This is a genomic window from Yoonia litorea (genome assembly GCF_900114675.1).
GTDB classification, from domain to species: Bacteria; Pseudomonadota; Alphaproteobacteria; order Rhodobacterales; family Rhodobacteraceae; genus Yoonia; species Yoonia litorea.
In genome coordinates, this window is the sequence record NZ_FOZM01000001.1 from 89,123 (window position 1) to 107,168 (window position 18,046).

General features: G+C 58.0%; 22 protein-coding genes. 9 read left to right on the forward strand and 13 right to left on the reverse strand.

Annotation, left to right across the window (positions count from 1 at the left end; translation table 11 throughout):
* Positions 1-35 precede the first annotated feature (35 nt).
* Together BM316_RS00510 and BM316_RS00515 are read left to right on the forward strand one after the other, a co-directional pair.
* The gene (locus BM316_RS00510) at positions 36-758 is read left to right on the forward strand and encodes an AzlC family ABC transporter permease (RefSeq protein ID WP_090202604.1); all 723 of its coding nucleotides are present in this window, start codon (positions 36-38) and stop codon (positions 756-758) included.
* On the forward strand, positions 755-1,090 hold the full coding sequence (locus tag BM316_RS00515) for a branched-chain amino acid transport AzlD family protein (protein WP_090202607.1): 336 nt from the start codon (positions 755-757) through the stop codon (positions 1,088-1,090). The genes BM316_RS00510 and BM316_RS00515 overlap by 4 nt, the downstream gene beginning before the upstream one ends.
* Here BM316_RS00515 and BM316_RS00520 read toward each other — a convergent pair.
* From BM316_RS00520 to BM316_RS00535, 4 genes are all read right to left on the reverse strand, one after another.
* A complete protein-coding gene (locus BM316_RS00520; protein WP_090202610.1) occupies positions 1,074-1,688 on the reverse strand; it encodes a hypothetical protein in 615 nt (204 codons plus the stop codon). The genes BM316_RS00515 and BM316_RS00520 overlap by 17 nt on opposite strands.
* 8 nt (positions 1,689-1,696) lie before the next feature.
* Entirely contained in the window at positions 1,697-1,831 is a 135-nt protein-coding gene (locus tag BM316_RS00525; protein WP_090202614.1) for an aa3-type cytochrome c oxidase subunit IV, read from the reverse strand.
* Between the two features lie 65 nt (positions 1,832-1,896).
* Positions 1,897-2,376 carry a DUF6173 family protein gene (locus tag BM316_RS00530; protein ID WP_090202617.1) on the reverse strand — a complete coding sequence of 160 codons (480 nt, stop codon included), beginning with the start codon at positions 2,374-2,376 and terminating at the stop codon, positions 1,897-1,899.
* Positions 2,373-2,834, reverse strand: a complete 462-nt coding sequence (locus BM316_RS00535; protein ID WP_090202620.1) for an Lrp/AsnC family transcriptional regulator — start codon at positions 2,832-2,834, stop codon at positions 2,373-2,375. The genes BM316_RS00530 and BM316_RS00535 overlap by 4 nt, the downstream gene beginning before the upstream one ends.
* Before the next feature lie 103 nt (positions 2,835-2,937).
* Here BM316_RS00535 and BM316_RS00540 point away from each other — a divergent pair, with 103 nt between their 5' ends.
* Together BM316_RS00540 and BM316_RS00545 are read left to right on the forward strand one after the other, a co-directional pair.
* Positions 2,938-3,177 (forward strand): DUF6356 family protein, encoded by a 240-nt coding sequence (locus BM316_RS00540; RefSeq protein WP_090202622.1) that lies wholly within the window; start codon positions 2,938-2,940, stop codon positions 3,175-3,177.
* A gap of 1 nt (position 3,178) precedes the next feature.
* The gene (locus BM316_RS00545) at positions 3,179-3,952 is read left to right on the forward strand and encodes a class II glutamine amidotransferase (protein ID WP_090202625.1); all 774 of its coding nucleotides are present in this window, start codon (positions 3,179-3,181) and stop codon (positions 3,950-3,952) included.
* Between the two features lie 11 nt (positions 3,953-3,963).
* Here BM316_RS00545 and BM316_RS00550 read toward each other — a convergent pair whose 3' ends face one another.
* On the reverse strand, positions 3,964-5,001 hold the full coding sequence (locus tag BM316_RS00550) for an MBL fold metallo-hydrolase (protein ID WP_090202628.1): 1,038 nt from the start codon (positions 4,999-5,001) through the stop codon (positions 3,964-3,966).
* Complete coding sequence (locus BM316_RS00555; protein ID WP_090202633.1) at positions 5,001-6,704, reverse strand: acyl-CoA dehydrogenase; 1,704 nt, start codon at positions 6,702-6,704, stop codon at positions 5,001-5,003. The genes BM316_RS00550 and BM316_RS00555 overlap by 1 nt, the downstream gene beginning before the upstream one ends.
* 130 nt (positions 6,705-6,834) lie before the next feature.
* On the opposite strand from BM316_RS00555, the gene BM316_RS00560 reads away from it, so the two are divergent.
* On the forward strand, positions 6,835-7,770 hold the full coding sequence (locus tag BM316_RS00560; protein ID WP_242649693.1) for an L-threonylcarbamoyladenylate synthase: 936 nt from the start codon (positions 6,835-6,837) through the stop codon (positions 7,768-7,770).
* 10 nt (positions 7,771-7,780) lie between these two features.
* Here BM316_RS00560 and BM316_RS00565 read toward each other — a convergent pair whose 3' ends face one another.
* From BM316_RS00565 to ubiA, 3 genes are read right to left on the reverse strand one after another with little or no spacing between them, the layout of a single operon-like run.
* On the reverse strand, positions 7,781-8,095 hold the full coding sequence (locus BM316_RS00565; protein WP_090202638.1) for a hypothetical protein: 315 nt from the start codon (positions 8,093-8,095) through the stop codon (positions 7,781-7,783).
* A gap of 9 nt (positions 8,096-8,104) precedes the next feature.
* Positions 8,105-9,970, reverse strand: coding sequence for an OmpA family protein (locus tag BM316_RS00570; protein WP_090202641.1), 1,866 nt, complete (start codon positions 9,968-9,970; stop codon positions 8,105-8,107).
* Positions 9,971-10,024: 54 nt separating this feature from the next.
* Positions 10,025-10,990 (reverse strand): 4-hydroxybenzoate octaprenyltransferase, encoded by a 966-nt coding sequence (gene ubiA, locus BM316_RS00575; protein WP_090202644.1) that lies wholly within the window; start codon positions 10,988-10,990, stop codon positions 10,025-10,027.
* A gap of 12 nt (positions 10,991-11,002) precedes the next feature.
* Between ubiA and BM316_RS00580 the strand changes: the two genes are divergently transcribed.
* Genes BM316_RS00580 through BM316_RS00595 form a run of 4 tightly spaced genes read left to right on the forward strand, consistent with a single transcriptional unit; the run spans position 11,003 to position 14,504 of the window.
* A complete protein-coding gene (locus tag BM316_RS00580; protein ID WP_090207291.1) occupies positions 11,003-11,725 on the forward strand; it encodes a 16S rRNA (uracil(1498)-N(3))-methyltransferase in 723 nt (240 codons plus the stop codon).
* Entirely contained in the window at positions 11,722-12,564 is an 843-nt protein-coding gene (locus tag BM316_RS00585; RefSeq protein WP_131802526.1) for a GNAT family N-acetyltransferase, read from the forward strand. Before BM316_RS00580 ends, BM316_RS00585 begins: the two co-directional genes overlap by 4 nt.
* The gene (locus BM316_RS00590) at positions 12,557-13,075 is read left to right on the forward strand and encodes a hypothetical protein (RefSeq protein ID WP_090202648.1); all 519 of its coding nucleotides are present in this window, start codon (positions 12,557-12,559) and stop codon (positions 13,073-13,075) included. The genes BM316_RS00585 and BM316_RS00590 overlap by 8 nt, the downstream gene beginning before the upstream one ends.
* A gap of 58 nt (positions 13,076-13,133) precedes the next feature.
* Positions 13,134-14,504 carry a glutamate--cysteine ligase gene (locus tag BM316_RS00595; protein ID WP_090202651.1) on the forward strand — a complete coding sequence of 457 codons (1,371 nt, stop codon included), beginning with the start codon at positions 13,134-13,136 and terminating at the stop codon, positions 14,502-14,504.
* Positions 14,505-14,574: 70 nt separating this feature from the next.
* Here BM316_RS00595 and plsY read toward each other — a convergent pair whose 3' ends face one another.
* Genes plsY through BM316_RS00615 form a run of 4 tightly spaced genes read right to left on the reverse strand, consistent with a single transcriptional unit; the run spans position 14,575 to position 17,973 of the window.
* On the reverse strand, positions 14,575-15,183 hold the full coding sequence (gene plsY, locus BM316_RS00600) for a glycerol-3-phosphate 1-O-acyltransferase PlsY (protein WP_090202653.1): 609 nt from the start codon (positions 15,181-15,183) through the stop codon (positions 14,575-14,577).
* Entirely contained in the window at positions 15,183-16,466 is a 1,284-nt protein-coding gene (gene pyrC / locus BM316_RS00605) for a dihydroorotase (RefSeq protein ID WP_090202656.1), read from the reverse strand. Before pyrC ends, plsY begins: the two co-directional genes overlap by 1 nt.
* A gap of 29 nt (positions 16,467-16,495) precedes the next feature.
* Complete coding sequence (locus BM316_RS00610; protein WP_090202659.1) at positions 16,496-17,017, reverse strand: hypothetical protein; 522 nt, start codon at positions 17,015-17,017, stop codon at positions 16,496-16,498.
* The gene (locus BM316_RS00615) at positions 17,017-17,973 is read right to left on the reverse strand and encodes an aspartate carbamoyltransferase catalytic subunit (protein WP_090207294.1); all 957 of its coding nucleotides are present in this window, start codon (positions 17,971-17,973) and stop codon (positions 17,017-17,019) included. Before BM316_RS00615 ends, BM316_RS00610 begins: the two co-directional genes overlap by 1 nt.
* Positions 17,974-18,046 lie beyond the last annotated feature (73 nt).

Here is an 18,046-nt window from a genome sequence, read left to right on the forward strand (position 1 = left end):
AGCCTGAGGCAACGGTCTCAGGCTAGGGCAAAGCAATGACGGTTTCCACAGCGAAACGACCAGCAAAATCCGCCTATTGGGCAGGTGTGCGCGACGGAACGCCTTTCCTGCTCATGGCTGTGCCATTCGCGACCCTTTTCGGTGTCATTGCCACCGATGCAGGCCTCACTCTGGCGCAGGCGATGGGCTTCACAATCCTTGTGATTGCCGGTGCCGCACAGTTCGCGGCGATCCAGTTGATGGTCGAGAATGCGAGTATTGCCTTCGTCCTATTGGCAGCGCTGGCAGTGAATCTACGGATGGCGATGTATTCGGCGTCACTGGTGCCTTACCTGGGTGCGGCGCCGCTGTGGAAGCGCGCCTGTGTGGCCTATCTCAACTTCGACCAGACCTACATCACATCGATCGCGCGCTATGAGGCAAGGCCCGAGATGAGTGTCGCGGAGCGGGTGCAATACTTTTTCGGGGTGGCGACACCGATCACCCCTTTCTGGTTCGGCATGACATTCGTTGGGATCGTTGCAGGGCAGGCCATTCCGGACGCTTGGGCGCTCGATTTCATTATGCCGATCATGTTCCTTGCGATGGTCGCACCGATGATGAAGTCGCTGGCGCATGTTGCGGCCGCCGCGGTTTCGGTCAGTGTGGGAATTGCGCTGGTGAACATGCCTGCCGGAACTGGCCTTTTGATCGCGGCGGGCGCGGCCATGCTGACCGGTGCTTTGGTGGAAATCTGGCAGGAAAGGCGCACGTCATGACCTACACCGCAGCCGAAATCTGGACGATCATCATCGTGATGGGGATCGGGACCTTTCTGATCCGGTTTTCCTTTCTGGGTCTGATCGGTGACCGGCCCATGCCGCCATTTGTCTTGCGCCTGTTGCGCTATACGCCGGTTGCCGTGTTGCCTGGGATGGTGGCGCCGTTGGTGATCTGGCCAGCCGCAACAGGTGGTATTTTTGATCCTGTTCGCGCATCGGCGGCCATTGCGACCGTTCTGGTCGGCATTTGGACGCGCAACGTTTTGTGGGCGATTTTCGGTGGCGCTGTGACGCTTTACGGATTGATGGGCGTCACTGCCCTTCTCTGAGCATTTCCGAAATCTCGCGTGCCGCGATGGTTTTGTCGTCAGCGTCAAATTCGCGGTACTCCTCGCTTGTGACACCGGGCAATTTACCAAAATCGTCTGACAGACGGTTCGGCCCCCAGGTCTGGCGGATGCTGCCGAAACCGGGAAGCTGCCGCAGCAGGCGGGACGTCACGCGCGCGCAGTTGGCCTGTGCCACGGGGCCAGAGACCAGAGCGAGGTTGAGTGCTTGTTCGGCAACCTCCGGGCGGACCTCGATGGTCTGTCCGATGACATAGTAGCTCACGCGTGCATGAAAACTGATATAGAGCCGCTCAAGCTGCGGGGTCACACCGAAAAGAACGTCATTGCGTTCCGGCATGATCGACTGGCTCCATGATCCTGCCGGATCAAACATCACACGTTGGCTTGCATTGATCAGCAAGGCTGTGTGCGCCCCGTTGCCGGAGCCCACATTCTTCATCGTATAAAGCGTCAGATAAGACCGGCCGGGTTCGCGATAGATCGCCCGTGCGACCACATCGTCGGGCGCCCAGACCTCTTGCGCGCCACAGCCCGCAAGGGCCAGTGGCAGTCCAATAAGAAAGTTGCGGCGCTGCAAGGCTGCTTTTAGGCCGCGATCAGAGCCAGAAAAACGAGAAACACCAGAATACCGATGGTCGCCTTTGTGGTCATGCTCATGAAACCAGCGAAGGTCTTTTCCTGCGTTGTGATATCCATTTCGCCGTGCTTGTGCTCAGCCATCTCATTGCTCCCTCAAAGTGAGAATTTCGGAACCCTTAGACGATTCATATAGCCTTGTCACGCGGTCAGGAGGTCACATCTTCGCTGCGATCCAGTGCCGTGGCGAGCTGGAAGCCGATCCGCTTGGGTTCCGGCTGGTCAATATGCTTTGGGCTGGCAACCAGCGAGACATTCAACTGGCTGACATGCTGGATCAACTGCGTTTTTGCACCTGACTGATTGGTCCCGTAATAGGTGATGATGTCAGGATCATAGTAGCCCAAGCCTTCGATCCTGATGACACCGGTGTCGCTGCCGGTCAGCCCCATCCCGACCTCATGGTCGTTGTCGAGCTGTTTTTCAAAGTTCTGGATGTAAAGGATAATGCGCTCATATGCCCATTGCGCGGGGCTTTTTTTGGTAGCGGGTTCAGCCAGTGCGCGCGGCAGTTGGCCTTGCGTGACAGGTTTTGCGTTCGGGTCGGTGTGGACTTCGCGCGTTTGAGGCAGCGCGTCGTTCTCCATCAGCTCGGCTGACGTGTCGATCGTCATCTTGTCATCTGTCATAGTGGCACCGCGGTTGTTTCCTTGATCTCTTCCATAACGAAACTGGCCGAGATATCCGAGACTGATATCCGTGATGTCAGGCGTTTGTAAAATGCGTCATAGGCAGGAACATCCGCGACGCGGACCCGCAGCACGTAATCAAGGTCCCCTGTCATGCGGTAAGCACCCACGACCTCGGGGAAAAGTTGCAGTGCTGACTGAAAGTCCTTCATCCAGATATCATCATGCTTGCTGGTCCGGATCAGCACCATCGCTGTCAGCGGAACGCCGACACTTGCCGCGTCGACGAGGGCGACCCGCCCTCTTATCACCCCGCGCTCTTCCAGAGCTTTGATCCGCCGCCAGCAGGCGTTTCGTGAAAGATTGACGGTGGCACTCACGTCATCGACCGAGAGGCTGGCATCTTTTTGCAAGATGCTAAGGATTTTGCGGTCTATATCGTCTATATTTTCGGTCATGCATGAGAAATTATCCCAAAATTGTATCTTATGGCAATATCATTTGAGACATTTGTTGTGGCGACTTGGGATATGTTGATCCAAACCAGTAAGGGAGCCACTCATGTCCGATTCAACGCACACACCCGCAGCAAAATCAGTTTTCGCCAGCCTGTTCACCGATCATCCTGCGACAGTGGATGAGACATACTTTCAGCATATGCGCTTTGCTTTGACATTTGCATTCTGGTTGACGGTCGCTGGATTGGCCGCGCTCGTGCACGCGATTATTCCTGCTGCTTGTGAAACCACCGTCAGCCGTATCCTGCGCCGGATGGTCGCCAAGATGGACGCGCGCCACTGATATGTGCCGTATCGCCGCCTATGCGGGCCCTGCTATCCCGCTTGAAAACATCGTTGTCCGTCCAGTGCATTCGTTGCTGGAGCAGAGCCAGCATGCGACCGAGGCCAAACTGGCAGTCAACGGCGACGGCTTCGGCATCAGCTGGTATGATGATCGCGGGGCGCTGGGCCTTTATCGCGATGTGCTGCCTGCCTGGGCGGATGACAACCTGATCAACCTCTGCCGAATGGTACGTTCACCGCTCTTTATTGCGCATATCCGGGCCTCGACCGTGGGAGAGACCACGCGGGTGAATTGCCATCCCTTTGCCTATGGTCGATGGTCATTCTGCCACAATGGCCAGATCCCGCATTTCAGGGTGATCCGCCGTCGTCTGATGGCCGCGCTGCCGGAACATCTGTTTGAACAGATGCGCGGGACCACCGATAGCGAGATGATTTTTCTGACGCTTCTGGCAAACGGGCTAGAAGCTGATCCGGAGCACGCGCTGGCGTTGACGCTAGATCAGATCGGAACAGCAGGTGATGAAGGACCGATCAAGCTGACGTGCGTGTTCTCTGATGGTGAAACGCTCTATGGCTTCAGGCATGCCTCAACTGGGCCCGCGCCAACGCTCTACGTGTCTGAGGTGCTGGAACATGGTGGCCGTGCTGTCGCATCAGAGCCACTTTGCGGAATGGCCCAGCGATGGACCGCCGTGCCGCCGGACACGCTGTGCAAGGTCACGCCGGAGGGTTTCGAGCTTTGCCCTTTGACGGCGGCGCGCGCCGCGTAAGAACACCCTGCCTAAATACGTTGAAAGACATAGGCACCGTTTTCACGCAATGTGCGTGTGACCAGCCCTGCCTGATGAAGGTGGTTCAGGTGCGCGACAGCCTCGACCAATGCCAAACCGTACTCCCCGCGACCGATGTTCCGTTTAAAGAGCGGCAGAAAACAATCTCCTGCGGCTTGCGGTTCTGAAAGATGGTCGAGCAGTCGCGCGAGCGCGCCCTCATGGTTTTCGATCAATTGCCGCAGCCGCGTGGGAAGTCCGGTAAAGGGCAGTTTGTGTCCCGGTAGGATCAGTTGCTGGTCATCTGCGAAAGTGCAGAATTTCTCGCATGACGCGATCCAGTCGCTCACAGGATCAGCGTCGGGCTCGGTTGGGTAAACACCCAGGTTTGGGCTGATCGACGGCAAGAGCTGATCGCCGCCAATGACAAGATTGTCGTCGCGGCTCCAGAAGGTCGCATGTTCCGGCGCGTGACCATTGCCCATGCGGATGTCCCAAGTGCGTCCGCCCATTTTGATGGTGTCGCCCTCGACAAGACGTGTGTAACCCAACGGGAGTGGCGCGACGCAATCAGCAAAGTTGAAGGGGCGCTCCGTTCGCCGTTTTTCAAGCTCGGCAGGGTCCATGCCAGCATGCGTATAAAACGTTATGGCCTCGGCGTTTGGCGCCTCTTGCACATCAAGCGTCAGCATCCGGGCCATGAGCCAACCTGTGCGTGGCATCGCAAGGCTGGCGCCGTTTTGCATGAACCAGCCAGCCAGACCCACGTGATCAGGGTGATGGTGCGTGACGACCACGCGGCCAACTGGTTTGCCAGCGAGCGGCCCGTCAAGCAGTGCCTGCCAGATGCGTTTGGAGGTTTTCGATGCAAAGCCTGTGTCGATCACCGTCCAGCTCTCGCCGTCATCGAGTGCATAGACATTCACATGATCAAGCGCCATTGGAAGTGGCAACCGCATCCAAAGGATACCGCTTGCCACTTCGATCGCTTCGCTGCTGCCGGGCGCATCCGGGAACGGGTAGCGGATGCCCTTAATCTGATCTTTCATCAGGCCGCTAAATCATCCGCGGTAATTGACATCAAGTCCCCTGCGCCTTCTCGGACATGGGCCAGAAGACCGGTGTGCTCAGGCAACATCCGTTTGATGTAGAAGGTCGCGAGGCGCTGGCGTGATGCATCGCCTGCCAGTGCGCTTTTGAGATAGACATAACCACCCAGAACGCGGGCAAAGGCACGCAGGAACGGCACGGCACCGGCAAACCGTTCGTTCAGATCCTGTTGCGCGACAAGCCACTCTGTCGTCTCGCGCAGGTTCTCTGCTGATTGCCAGACCGCACCGGCCAATTCAGGGTGCGTCGCCTTGGCAGCATCAGCGCCCTGTTCGATTTCATCGAGAAGGCGGAACGCGGCCTCGCCGCCGTCCATCAATTTGCGCGCGACCAGATCCATTGCCTGAATGCCGTTTGTGCCTTCGTAGATCGTGGCAACACGCACGTCACGGGCGTATTGGGCGGCACCGGTTTCTTCAATGAAACCCATACCACCGTGAACCTGAATCCCCGTTGCGGAGACTTCGCAGCCCACGTCAGAGCCGAATGCCTTTGAGATCGGCGTCAGGAAAGCGGCACGCGCCTCCCAGACGGCATCGCCAGTGGCAAGTGCCATGTCGATAGCAACCGCATTCATCAGGCAAATCGCGCGTGCCGCGTAGGTGTCGGCCTTCATGGTCGTCAGCATCCGGCGAACATCTGCATGTTCGATAATCGTGCCGCTGCCGCCCGCGCGCCCTTGTTTGCGATCCTGTGCGTATGCCAAGGCGTGCTGGTAGGCACCTTCGGCAACCCCGACGCCCTGTGCTGCCACCCCAAGCCGCGCGTTGTTCATCATCGTAAACATTGCAGCCATGCCGCCATGCTCTGCGCCAACGAGCCAGCCTTTGGCGCCCGCGTATTCCATCACAGCAGTCGGTGAGCCGTGCAGACCCATTTTGTGCTCAAGGCTGACAACGCGCAGGCTGTTGCGTTCGCCGGGGTTTCCGTCGGCATCGGGGATCAGTTTCGGTACCATAAAAAGGCTGATGCCTTTCGTGCCTGCAACGCCATCGGGGAGGCGGGCGAGAACCAGATGACATACGTTTTCTGTGAAATCGTTGTCGGCCCAGCTGATGTAAATCTTCTGGCCGGTGATACTGTAGGTCCCGTCACCGTTCGGTTCGGCTTTTGTGCGCAAGGCACCGACATCTGATCCCGCCTGAGGCTCGGTCAGGTTCATCGTGCCGTTCCATTCGCCAGAGACCATCTTGGGGATGTACAGATCCTTGATCTCGTCAGAGGCGTGGTGCTCCAATGCCTCAATCTGGCCTTGGGTCATCAACGGGCTGAGTTGCAGTGACAGACACGCGCTTGCGATCATTTCGTTGACCGTCGTGGTCAGCGACATTGGCAAACCAAGTCCACCGACCTCTTGGCTGGCAGACATGCCGATCCATCCGCCCTCTGCGATTGCGCGGTAACCGTCAGCAAAACCGGGTGAGGTGCGCACAACACCGTTGTCGAGATACGCGGGATGCAAGTCTCCTTGCCGGTTGAGGGGCGCGAGAACCTCTTCGCACATTTTTCCGGCTTCCGTCAGAATCGCCTGCGTCATGTCTGGTGTTGCTTCGGCAAAACGCTCGGTCGCGGTGACGTCGCTGAAGCCGACCACATGGTCTAGCAAAAACTGGAAATCGCTGACGGGTGCGCGGTAAGGCATTTGGTTTACTCCAAGTGGACCGATTGCTTGGCAAAGCACGGTCCGAGGGCTATGCAACTGTGAACACGGGCCAAACTACCTGCCATGGCCTACCCATCAACTGAAACGCCACGTCATGAGCCAGGATGCGATGAGAACGCTACGACCCGACGATGCGGGACTGGTTGAGGCCGCCGTGATTCTGCGTGATGGTGGGCTTGTTTCGTTTCCGACGGAAACGGTTTACGGACTTGGGGCAGATGCGCGGAATGATCGCGCGGTCGCCGCAATTTATGCAGCTAAAGGCCGGCCCAGTTTCAATCCGTTGATCGTGCATGTTGCAGACTCGGTGGCCGCACAGCGCTTCGTGACGTTCAACGATGCAGCCTTGCGCCTCGCAGGCGCTTTTTGGCCTGGCGCGCTGACCTTGGTGCTTCCGTTGAAGGCAGATGCAGGTATTTCCAAACTGGTCACTGCCGGACTTGAAACGCTGGCCGTCCGCGTCCCGGATCATCCGGTGGCGACCGGACTGCTCGACAGGTTCGGCGGCCCGGTTGCAGCACCGTCGGCGAACCCGTCCGGGCGGGTGAGCCCGACGCAAGCGGGGCATGTTCAGGCAGGTTTGGGCTCGCGGATCGATGCGGTCGTCGATGGCGGCAACTGCGCCGTTGGTGTTGAGTCGACAATCGTGTCCTGTGTGGGTGCGCCAGCCCTTCTGCGTGCGGGCGGTATCCCGGTCGAAGCGATTGAGGCCTGTCTCGGGCAACCGCTTGTCGTGAGCGACGACCCTGAAAGACCGGTCTCGCCAGGACAGCTTGAGTCGCACTACGCACCCCAAGGAAGCGTCAGGCTGAATGTGACCTCGCAAAGGGACGATGAAATATTTTTGGGTTTTGGGCCGATGGAAGCAGACCTCAATCTTTCTGAGGCTGGCGATCTCACGGAGGCGGCAGCAAACCTTTTTGCGTTGCTACATCGTCTGGACGAAATGGGCGCTAGGGCAATCGCAGTTGCACCGATCCCTGACAAAGGATTGGGGCTTGCGATCAACGACCGGCTTCGGCGCGCGGCTGCGCCGCGCCCCTAGCCGATAAGCACTAGGCCTCGTATTTGGCACGCAGTTCCTCTGCGTCCTGCCGTGCTTCACGCAGACCATCCATCGCCGCCCGCAATTCCGCCTCTGTCTGTGCAAGCTGGTTTGTGATTTCCGCCTCGCGCTGTTGCAGATACGTGATGGCTTGATCGCGTGTTTCCTCTGCCTCGTGCAGGGCTTGCGCCATGCGATCAAGTTCGCCGATTTCAGCCTTGGTCACACGGGTAAAGCGGTTCACCAGCCAGCTTGCAAACCAGCCCAGCATGAAAGCGACAAAGAGAATGACTGCCGTCGCGAGGATAAATTCTGATCGGTTCATGGGTCTGCCCTAGTCGCTTTCGGCTTCGGTGTCGGTTTCAGTTTCAGAGGTCTCTTCGCCATCTTCGACTTCAGTGATCAAGCTGAATTCGATGCGGCGGTTCGCCTCGCGGCCCTCTTCGGTGTCATTTGAGGCGATGGGATCCTGTTCGCCAAAGCCTACGGATTCAAATGTGCCAACCGGAACGCGACGCGCGCGCAGGGCGGTCAGCACCGCATCGGCACGGGCCTGAGACAGTTGTTGGTTCATTTCTTCGCGGCCCTGGCTGTCCGTATAGCCAGACACGCGGATTGGCAGGTCGCCACACTCGCGCAGGATCTCTGCAATCGCATCTACGACTGGCTGCGTTGCGGCGGTAAGCTGCGCTGAACCTGGATCGAAAAGGATTTTGTTGGCGTCTTTGACGGCATTGATGCGGCCGATGCATTCCTCCGGCGTCGGCAAGCTGGCAATCGGATCAAGTTCTTCGACATACGTGATGTCGATGTCAAAATCTGCGGCCTGTCCCAGCTTCTGGATCAGAAGGCGCGCGACCTCCGCGCTTGCGTCCGGGTTTCCAGTATTGCCACGCACAGAGAAGCTGGTCGGCTCGACTGAGACCACGCCATTGGAAAGGGCAGACAGAGCTTCGACACCTGCAAGAACGCGGACCGACCAGTTGCTTGGCAAACCTTCTGTCAGGCGTGTGCCCATCGTGATGTTGTCTTGCCCGAATTTTGCCTGCGCGAAGTTCTCAACCACGGTATTTGTGACATCATCGGGAATGCGTCCACGGAGCTGCACCATGCCTTCTGGGCTGAGGGTGGCCGTAAATGACGGGGTCTCATCGCCATCGGCCTCTTGCGCGACGGGCAGTTCGGCGCGCAGCGCGAAGGCATCGGGCAGATCGTTTTCCAAACGCCCGACCGCATTGTCAAAACCGCCCTGATCAGCACCTTCGCGTGCGACGAGCGTTACGTCCGTATCGGAGATCGTCACTGTTCCGCCACCAACGCGTCGCAGGGTATCAATGGACAGTGCAACCGCCTCGCCCCATTGCCGCGACGGCGCCCCGAGCGCGAACACGCAAGGGGCACGGTTCTGGAACCCGGCAGCAGAGGCGGCTTCCATGATGGCGTCGAGCGCCTCAGGCGTATCAACGGCGCAGGCATCAAACCGCGCACCATCTTCGTCAACGATGAACCGCGTCGTGAACGGAGAAATCACTGGTCGTGGCGCCCTGATATCAATCGCTAGGCGAACACCTTCGGGGGTGTTGCGTGCAAGCGCTGTTTCCAGTCGGCGGCGTTCTTCGATGCTATCGGCAATCGCATCGACGATCACGCGTTCCGCATTGACCGAAATTTTGGACTTGTTGAGGGTCTCAAGTGCACGCAACGCGTAATTCAGGGCCACGCGCCAGTTTTGCGGGGCCGGGTAGTTTCCGACTTCAAGAAGGTCCGTGACCGTTCCACCATCCGCGATGTCAGTGATACGGGCGGCCAAGGCCTCACGATCAGTTGAAGCGGGAATGAGGCCGATCAGGGAAACACCTGCGTCATTGCGAAGGATTTCGATGGAAAATTCAGGGGGTGCGATCTGTTCCGAATCGAGGACTGTCAGGTTGTCGATGACACGGCTTGCGTCCACCATTGTTCCCGCAGCCGACATGGCGCGAAAGCGTAAGGCCTCTGTCGGGGCATCGCCTTCGAGGATGACTTGCAGGCCGTCGCCAAGCACATTGGCCCAAGTATAGCCTTGATCGACAAGCGTTTCTTGCACCGCTTCAACAGAGCGTTCTTCGACCTGCTGGACCAAAGACTGGGCTGAGACAAAGGCGAGCGCCCCGGCTGCCGCAAAGACAATTACACGAAGAAATAAAGCAGAGATGCGCATAGTGCTCCGGTGTCAGTTCACGCACTCCATAGGACGAAGGTGTGAAAGGTTCAATCAGACCAGCATAGCCACGGCAAAAAATGGCAAAGGGATGAGGCCGGCGTCGCGGTTTGAACGGAAGATTTTCAGAAGGCTCCTACCGTCGTCCGGATCAAACCGGCCCAGTTGCCACGTCAGATGCCAACCAAGCGCCCAAGGTCCGCCGATTGCGATGACGAGCGACAAGACCGACCTGTCATGCGCGGCCAGAACAACCGCAAGCCCGAAAAGCAGGATTGTCAGCGTCAGGAACAACCGTAGCCATTTACGCGATTCATCGCCAAACAGTCGTGCGGTTGATTTGATTCCGATCAGTGCGTCATCCTCAGCATCCTGATGGGCGTAGATCGTGTCATAGAACAAAGTCCAGGCGATCCCCGCCATATAGAGCACGATGGGAACAGGTCCGATGCTGTTGGTATGGGCCGCCCAAGCCAGTAGCGCGCCCCAGTTAAAGGCTATGCCAAGAAAGACCTGCGGCCACCATGTGAACCGCTTGGCAAAAGGGTAGATTGCGACTGGAAGCAAAGCCAGCACACCCAAAGCGATGGCTGTCGGGTAGAATGTGATCAGGATCAGGAAGGCGAGCAGCGCCTGGATGATCATCCAAAGCACGGCACCGCGCACACTCACCTGTCCTGAAGGTATCGGCCGTGAGCGGGTTCTCGCGACGGCCCCGTCGAATTCGCGATCTGTGATGTCGTTCCATGTGCACCCTGCACCTCGCATCAGGAACGCACCAATGCCGCAGCCGACAATCGTCCAAAGGTCGTGTTGGCTGTAGCTGTCGGTTGCAAGGATCGCCAGTGACAAACCCCAGAGACACGGCACATAGAGCAGCCATGTTCCGATCGGCCTGTCCGCCCGGCTCAGGCGCAGATAGCCGCGTGTGGCTGCCGGAGCATAACGGTCCACCCAATTGTCCGGCGGGGCATCGGCGACACTGCCGATCTGATCTGGCCCTTCGTGATCTTCGGTCATATGGTCCGCTTCATGGCATCCAAGGTTCGGCTTTATGTAGAGCACCCATTGGGGGAAGGGCAATCTGTTCCGCTGACGCGCGAACAGGCGCATTACCTCTTTGGGGTAATGCGGCTCGGCGAGGGCGATGTGATTTCGCTGATCAATTCCCGCGATGGCGAATGGGATGCAAGCGTTGAAAAGGCGGGCAAGAAGGGTGGAATCTTACTGTGTCAGGCGCAGACTGCGCCTCTGCAATTGCCGCCTGACCTGTGGTTTCTTTTTGCGCCGATCCGTAAGGAACGCACGGCCTTCATCGTCGAGAAGGCGGTGGAAATGGGTGCGGCAAAGGTCATGCCTGTGCAGACCGATTTTACCCAGTCTGTAAACCGTGTCCGGCAGGACAAACTGCAGGCCCATGCGGTCGAGGCGGCCGAACAATGTGGCGGAACATTTGTGCCGCCGGTGGATGATCTGGCCAAGCTCTCTGCCGTGCTGAAAGATTGGCCTGCCGACCGGCAAGTCATGTTTTGCGATGAATTGCTGATCGGTGATCCGGTGGCCTTACCTGACTTGCGGGGGCCATGGGCGATCCTGATCGGGCCGGAGGGTGGGTTCTCGCCTGCTGAGCGCGAGATGCTGCGCGGTTTGCCCTTTGCGCATCCCGTCAGCCTTGGTCCACGTATTTTGCGTGCCGATACGGCGGCGGTGGCAGCCTTGACTGTCTGGCAACAGGCGTTGGGGGATTGGACGTGATCGAGGCAACGCCTGAAGATCAAGAGGCGATCGAAGCGTTCCTGACCTCTCGCATCACCACGTCGATGTTTCAGCTTTCCAACCTACGCCGCTACGGGATGGCAGGGGGTCATCCCCGAGCAATGCGGTTTTGGCTGTCGTTCAGGGATGGAAAGATCACAGATGCCTTGGGCGTGAGCCAAGAAGGCATGGTATTTCCCCAGTGTCCTAGCGGCCCATGGGGCGAGGCCGCGGTCGTGCTGGCTGGGCAAACAGTGAAGGGAATGCTCGGAGAAGCGGGTCAGGTCGCGGTGCTCAGGCGTTTCTTGCAATTGAACCCGGATGCCAAGGCATTAGATACGGTCGATCCACTTTTCACATTGCCTTTGAGCGATCTGGTACTGCCTGACATTGCGGGATTTGCGCTTATTCCGATTGGTGCAACCCACCGCGACATTGCTGTGAGCTGGCGGCGTGCCTACATCGAAGAAGTGATGCCGATCCCAGGTGAAGATCCTCAGACAAAGGCGGAAGCTGATATCGCGATGTATATGCAGGGAGAGTCCCACCGTATCTTGCTCAGTGACGGAGCACCTGTTGCGATGACAGGTTTCAATGCTGTCATGGACGAAGCGGTTCAGATCGGCGGCGTGTACACACCCCCTGATCTGCGGTGTCGTGGCTATGCACGACGCGCTGTTGCAATGCATTTGCGCGAAGCGCGGGTCAAAGGCGCGCAGATGAGTGTCTTGTTTGCAGCGTCAGACAACGCCTCACGCGCTTACGAGGCCGTTGGGTTCAGGCGCGCGGGCGATTACGCGGTCCTTGTCTACGAGACGCCTCAGGTGCCCTGTGGCTGATTTCCTGCGCCCTGAGGCCAAGGCGCAGCTTTGGCGGTTTCGCGATGTGATCGCGGGGGCTGGTGTGGCCTCGCTTGGCCTTTACTGGGGGCTGACCCGCTTTGGCATCCTGGGTTGGATCGGGTGGATCATGGTGGCGGTCGGTGTGATCTGGGCATTGGGTGGTGCCCAGCGTGCGCGATTTAGGCAAGGTGACGGCGGACCAGGCGTGGTGCAAATCCGAGAACGTCGCTTTGCATATTTTGGCCCGCTCGACGGTGGCGTGATGGATGTCGATGATCTGACCGTGCTGCAACTTGATCCAACAAGCCATCCGATGCCCAGCTGGATCTTGAGCGGCGTCGGAGGCCAAAGACTGGCAATTCCGGTTAATGCCAAAGGTGCTGAAGAGCTCTTTGATGTGTTTGCTGCGTTGCCAGACATAAAAACGGAAGCCGTGCTTGACGTGCTTTCACGCACACCTGATGCGCGTGTGACGGTATGGCAACGCAATAAGCCACTCTTGCATTGACACCTGCAGTCGGGCAGGTCACCGATAACGTCTTATGACTTCTGCGGAGTAACTTTCCATGTCGATCCCACAGTCCGGCGGCGCGCCTATCGAAGACTACAGCCAGCTGGCCGAGCTTTTGGAAAAGGGCTGCAAGCCGAAAGAGGATTGGCGGATCGGTACCGAGCACGAAAAATTTGGCTACTGTCAGGATTCGCTGCTCCCGCTCCCCTATGAGGGCGAGCGTTCGATCAAAGCGGTGCTTGAAGGTCTCGAAAGCCGGTTCGGTTGGGACCGGATCGAAGAAGAAGGCAAAATCATCGGTCTCAAGAAAGACGGTGCAAATGTCAGCCTTGAACCGGGAGGGGCGCTTGAGCTTTCGGGTGCGCCGCTTGAAACGATCCACCAGACCTGCGACGAGGTGAACACCCACCTTGCCGAAGTGAAAGCGGTTTCTGACGACATCGGCGTCAAGTTTATCGGTTTGGGTGCAGCCCCGGAATGGACGCATGAGCAAATGCCGCTGATGCCCAAGGGCCGCTACAAATTGATGAACAACTACATGGAAAAAGTGGGCACCATGGGAACGGCGATGATGCGGCGGACATGTACGGTGCAGGTCAACCTCGACTTCGGGTCAGAGGCTGACATGGTTCAGAAAATGCGTGTGGCGCTGGCGCTGCAACCGGTTGCTGTCGCATTGTTTGCCAACTCGCCGTTCTTTGAGGGCAAGATCAACGGTCACAAGTCATGGCGCAGCCGGATTTGGCGGTCCCTTGATGATGCCCGGACAGGTATGCTCCCTTTTGTATTTGAAGACGGTTTCGGATTTGAGGCTTGGGTGGAGTGGGTTCTCGATGTGCCGATGTATTTTGTCTATCGCGATGGGAAATATATTGATGCGCTGGGCATGTCTTTCCGCGATTTCCTGAAAGGCGAATTACCTGCGCTGCCTGGCGAGAAACCCCTTCTTTCTGACTGGGCCGATCACCTGACAACCGTATTCCCCGAAGCCCGCGTCAAGCAGTTTATCGAAATGCGCGGCGCTGATGGTGGTCCCTGGCGGCGTCTTTGCGCTCTGCCTGCGTTCTGGACCGGATTGATGTACGACCAGACGGCCCTCGATGCTGCGTGGGACCTCTGCAAAGGCTGGACTGCTGAACAGCGTGACGCCTTGCGCGTGGCGGCTTCGGTCGATGGGCTGCAAGCCGAAGTTGACGGCATCAAGATGCATGATCTCGCCCGTGAGGTCGTGGCAATTGCGGATACCGGTCTTGTCAATCGCGCTCGCCCCGGTGCTGGCGGCTTGGTGCCCAATGAAACGCATTTCCTTAACGCGCTGAAAGAAAGCATCGAAACGGGTGAAACGCCTGCCGACGAGCTTTTGCGACACTACAAGACTGACTGGGATGGCGATCTGAAGCGCATTTACGCGGAATACAGCTACTGACCAAAGTGATGCTGCTGAGGTCCGATGCCTCCGGCGGGGATATTTACGGGCCGATAATGACGACCGTCTGTCAGCTTTTCGTGCCGATCTTGCTTTCTGTTCCTGCCCGCAACCGCTGAATATTGCCCCAGTGCCGCCAGTAGAGAAGCGCGGCCAAAAGCACGGCCAGAGTGACCATATTTGTATATCCAAGAAGCGGCATCAGGACTGGCATCGCGCCGGCAGAGACCAGCGCGGCAAGAGATGAAAAGCGCGTGAGGAGTGCAACAACCAGCCAGATCAGACAGGCGACAGCGCCGGTAGGCCATGCCAATGCCCAAAGGATGCCCAGATAGGTTGCCACACCTTTACCGCCCTTAAAGCCCAGCCAGACGGGAAAACAGTGCCCGAGAAACGCTGTGAAGGCAGCGATTTGTGCCGCGTCCTCGCCGGCAAACGCACGCGCCAGCAACACGACAACCGCACCCTTTCCGGCATCAAAAACAAGCGTGACAGCGGCAGCCTTTTTGTTGCCGGTGCGCAAGACGTTCGTGGCGCCAATGTTGCCCGAACCGATCTCGCGCAGATTGCCAAGGTTCATCAGCCTCGCAACGATCATCCCGCCGGAAACAGACCCGATCAGATAACCAAACGACGCCCATAACGCCAGAATAGCCATGGAATTTTCGATGACCGGCATCACTTCGCACCCCAGACTTTTGCACCATCAACCCAGGTTCCGATGACCTTACCTTGCAAGCGCGCCCCGTCGAAAGGGGTGTTTTTCGATTTCGAGAGCAAGGACGTGCGGTCGAGCTGGAAGGGTGCATCGGGATCGAAGAGGATCAGGTCAGCGGGTGCACCTTCCGACAGTCGCCCGCCGCCAAGCCCTAAGAGCCGCGCGGGGTTCAGCGCAAGCGCCCTGAAAAGCCGCGGCAAATCGATCATCTCGGCATGGTAGAGCCGCAAGGCTGCAGGTAGCAGCGTTTCCAATCCAACTGCGCCACTTGCCGCCTCTTCAAAAGGAAGCCGTTTGCTTTCCTCATCCTGCGGTGTGTGCATTGAACAGATGATATCGATCAGCCCTTCTGCGACAGCTTGCACCACCGCAAGGCGATCCTCTTCGCTCCGCAGCGGTGGCTTGAGTTTGAAGAAAGTCCTGTAGTCGGCAACATCCAGTTCATTCAGCGTCAGGTGATGCACGCCGACACCGGCGGTGATGCGCAGACCGTTGCGTTTGGCCCGTTCGAGCGCCGGAAGAGCCCTTGCCGTGGTGATCTGATCGACGTGGTAGCGTGCACCCGTCATCTCAAGAAGACTGATATCGCGGTCGAGGCCCATGCGTTCCGCCATCGGGCTGACAGCGGGCAATCCTCTGAGTGATGCGAACTTGCCAGACGTGACAGCTGCACCGTCGGACAGAAGGGGTTCCTGCACATGGCCAATGACCAGCGCGTCGAGGGAACGCGCGTATGTCAAGGCGCGCGCGTAAACCTTGGTGTTGGTGACCACACTGTCGCAGTCGGTGAAAGCGACAGCGCCTGCGTCCTGCAGGAAACCGATCTCTGTCATCTCGCGCCCCTGCCGACCTTTGGTCAGTGCGGCCATCGGCAGGACATGTACGGGCGCATCAGCCTGTGCGCGGCGTTCGACAAACTCGAGTGTTTCAGGGGTGTCGATAGCAGGCAGCGTGTCTGGCCGTGTCACGATTGTCGTGACGCCACCTGCAGCAGCAGCGCGTCCCGCCGAGCGGAAGCTTTCCTTGTGCCGCTCCCCGGGTTCGGAAACTTTTACGCCGATATCGATAATGCCGGGTGCAAGGCAGAGACCTTGGCAATCAATGACTGTTGCATCAGAGGCCGCTGGATTGGCGTCTTCGAATATCTCGGCAATCTTGCCGTCACGCACGAGGATCGCACCTTCACCGTCTGTCAGGGCGACAGGGTCAATCAGGCGCGCATTGGTGAAGAGGGTCGCGGTCATGCAACGAGGTCCTTTACGAAACTACCCATTCAGCCGGCCACGAGGATGATGAGGCCAACAAGCGCAAACATCGCCAAAAGCGCATACATTGCGACCATACCGCTCATCCGCGCATTCGACTTCGCAGGCTTTGTCTTGGGGCCCTCCAGCGTACCTTGGGCGCTTTTCGCAGGCAGCGGGTCATGTGCAACCATGTCAGGTGCCGGGCGATATGTTGTGATATGCCGCAGGCCAAATCCGGGGTGAAGTTCTGTTTCGGCACCGCCGGTTGCCCGCGAAAGGACAAGCACCGCTGTTCCCTTGATCTGGTCCACCACCGCCGCATCCACGAGGTCAGGGGCCATATCATAGCCCTCGGCGATATAGCGCGTCAGAGACATACCGCCCAGATCAGCGATTTTGACCACGTCAACAAAATCGGGGTTCAATGCGACACCAAAGAGCGCAATCATCCCTGCTTCGGTCTTTGAGATTGCTTCCTCTGGAAGATCCATTTCCGTCGCAAAAACCCTGATCTGTCCATGATCGTTGGCTGGAATTGTGAGTGGCATCAGACCATTACCTCCTTGGGACCGCGTGCCTGTCGCAGATTACGCGCCAAGAGATCCATGGCTGCCATCCGGACAGCAACACCCATCTCGACCTGTTCCTGAATCACACTGCGGTTGATGTCATCTGCAATTGTGCCGTCGATTTCGACCCCGCGGTTCATCGGCCCCGGGTGCATCACGATTGCATCTTCTTTTGCGTGGGCGAGCTTTTCCGCATTCAGACCATAGCGGTGAAAATACTCGCGTTCCGACGGAATGAAGCCGCCGTCCATGCGCTCTTTCTGGAGGCGCAGCATCATGACAACATCGACGTCTTTGAGGCCTTCCTCCATATTCTCGAAAACCTCGACGCCGAATTCATCCATGCCCGATGGCATCAATGTGGCGGGTGCGATCAGACGGATCCGGTTCTCCATCTTGCCAAGGAGCATGATGTTTGAGCGCGCGACCCGGCTATGGGCGATATCGCCGCAAATCGCGATCGACAAGCGATGCAGCCGGCCTTTGGCCCGCCGGATTGTCAGCGCATCAAGCAAGGCCTGTGTCGGGTGCTCGTGTTTGCCGTCGCCTGCGTTAAGCACTGCGCAGTTCACTTTCTGTGAAAGCAGGTCAACTGCGCCGGAATGTGGATGACGGACAACCAGCAGGTCTGGCCGCATCGCATTGAGCGTGAGTGCTGTATCAATCAGGGTTTCCCCCTTTTTGATTGATGACGCCTGCATTCCCATATTCATCACATCAGCGCCCAAACGCTTTCCGGCAAGTTCAAAGCTGGCTTGCGTGCGCGTCGAGTTTTCAAAAAACATATTGATCTGCGTCATGCCTGAAAGAACGTCGCGGTGGGCGATACCCTTGCGATTATGATCAGCGTAGCTGTCAGCGAGATCGAGAAGTGCCGTGATTTCCGTCGGGTGGAGATGCTCTATTCCAAGGAGATGTCTGGCACGGAATGTCATTTGGCCCTCATTGAGACGGTTCGCGCCCTTATATGCGGCAGGGGATGATGCTTCAATGCCGGAGGGAGTGCAC

Bases quoted from the DNA above. Each gene is read 5' to 3' on its own strand.
- BM316_RS00570 (WP_090202641.1), bottom strand. From the start codon at position 9,970: ATGCGCATCTCTGCTTTATTTCTTCGTGTAATTGTCTTTGCGGCAGCC.
- BM316_RS00560 (WP_242649693.1), top strand. From the start codon at position 6,835: ATGAGAACGCTACGACCCGACGATGCGGGACTGGTTGAGGCCGCCGTG.
- pyrC (WP_090202656.1), bottom strand. From the start codon at position 16,466: ATGACCGCGACCCTCTTCACCAATGCGCGCCTGATTGACCCTGTCGCC.
- BM316_RS00610 (WP_090202659.1), bottom strand. From the start codon at position 17,017: ATGCCACTCACAATTCCAGCCAACGATCATGGACAGATCAGGGTTTTT.
- ubiA (WP_090202644.1), bottom strand. From the start codon at position 10,990: ATGACCGAAGATCACGAAGGGCCAGATCAGATCGGCAGTGTCGCCGAT.
- BM316_RS00595 (WP_090202651.1), top strand. From the start codon at position 13,134: ATGTCGATCCCACAGTCCGGCGGCGCGCCTATCGAAGACTACAGCCAG.
- BM316_RS00580 (WP_090207291.1), top strand. From the start codon at position 11,003: ATGGCATCCAAGGTTCGGCTTTATGTAGAGCACCCATTGGGGGAAGGG.
- BM316_RS00515 (WP_090202607.1), top strand. From the start codon at position 755: ATGACCTACACCGCAGCCGAAATCTGGACGATCATCATCGTGATGGGG.
- plsY (WP_090202653.1), bottom strand. From the start codon at position 15,183: ATGCCGGTCATCGAAAATTCCATGGCTATTCTGGCGTTATGGGCGTCG.
- BM316_RS00540 (WP_090202622.1), top strand. From the start codon at position 2,938: ATGTCCGATTCAACGCACACACCCGCAGCAAAATCAGTTTTCGCCAGC.
- BM316_RS00555 (WP_090202633.1), bottom strand. From the start codon at position 6,704: ATGCCTTACCGCGCACCCGTCAGCGATTTCCAGTTTTTGCTAGACCAT.
- BM316_RS00525 (WP_090202614.1), bottom strand. From the start codon at position 1,831: ATGGCTGAGCACAAGCACGGCGAAATGGATATCACAACGCAGGAAAAG.
- BM316_RS00530 (WP_090202617.1), bottom strand. From the start codon at position 2,376: ATGACAGATGACAAGATGACGATCGACACGTCAGCCGAGCTGATGGAG.
- BM316_RS00565 (WP_090202638.1), bottom strand. From the start codon at position 8,095: ATGAACCGATCAGAATTTATCCTCGCGACGGCAGTCATTCTCTTTGTC.
- BM316_RS00615 (WP_090207294.1), bottom strand. From the start codon at position 17,973: ATGACATTCCGTGCCAGACATCTCCTTGGAATAGAGCATCTCCACCCG.
- BM316_RS00545 (WP_090202625.1), top strand. From the start codon at position 3,179: ATGTGCCGTATCGCCGCCTATGCGGGCCCTGCTATCCCGCTTGAAAAC.
- BM316_RS00510 (WP_090202604.1), top strand. From the start codon at position 36: ATGACGGTTTCCACAGCGAAACGACCAGCAAAATCCGCCTATTGGGCA.
- BM316_RS00535 (WP_090202620.1), bottom strand. From the start codon at position 2,834: ATGACCGAAAATATAGACGATATAGACCGCAAAATCCTTAGCATCTTG.
- BM316_RS00550 (WP_090202628.1), bottom strand. From the start codon at position 5,001: ATGAAAGATCAGATTAAGGGCATCCGCTACCCGTTCCCGGATGCGCCC.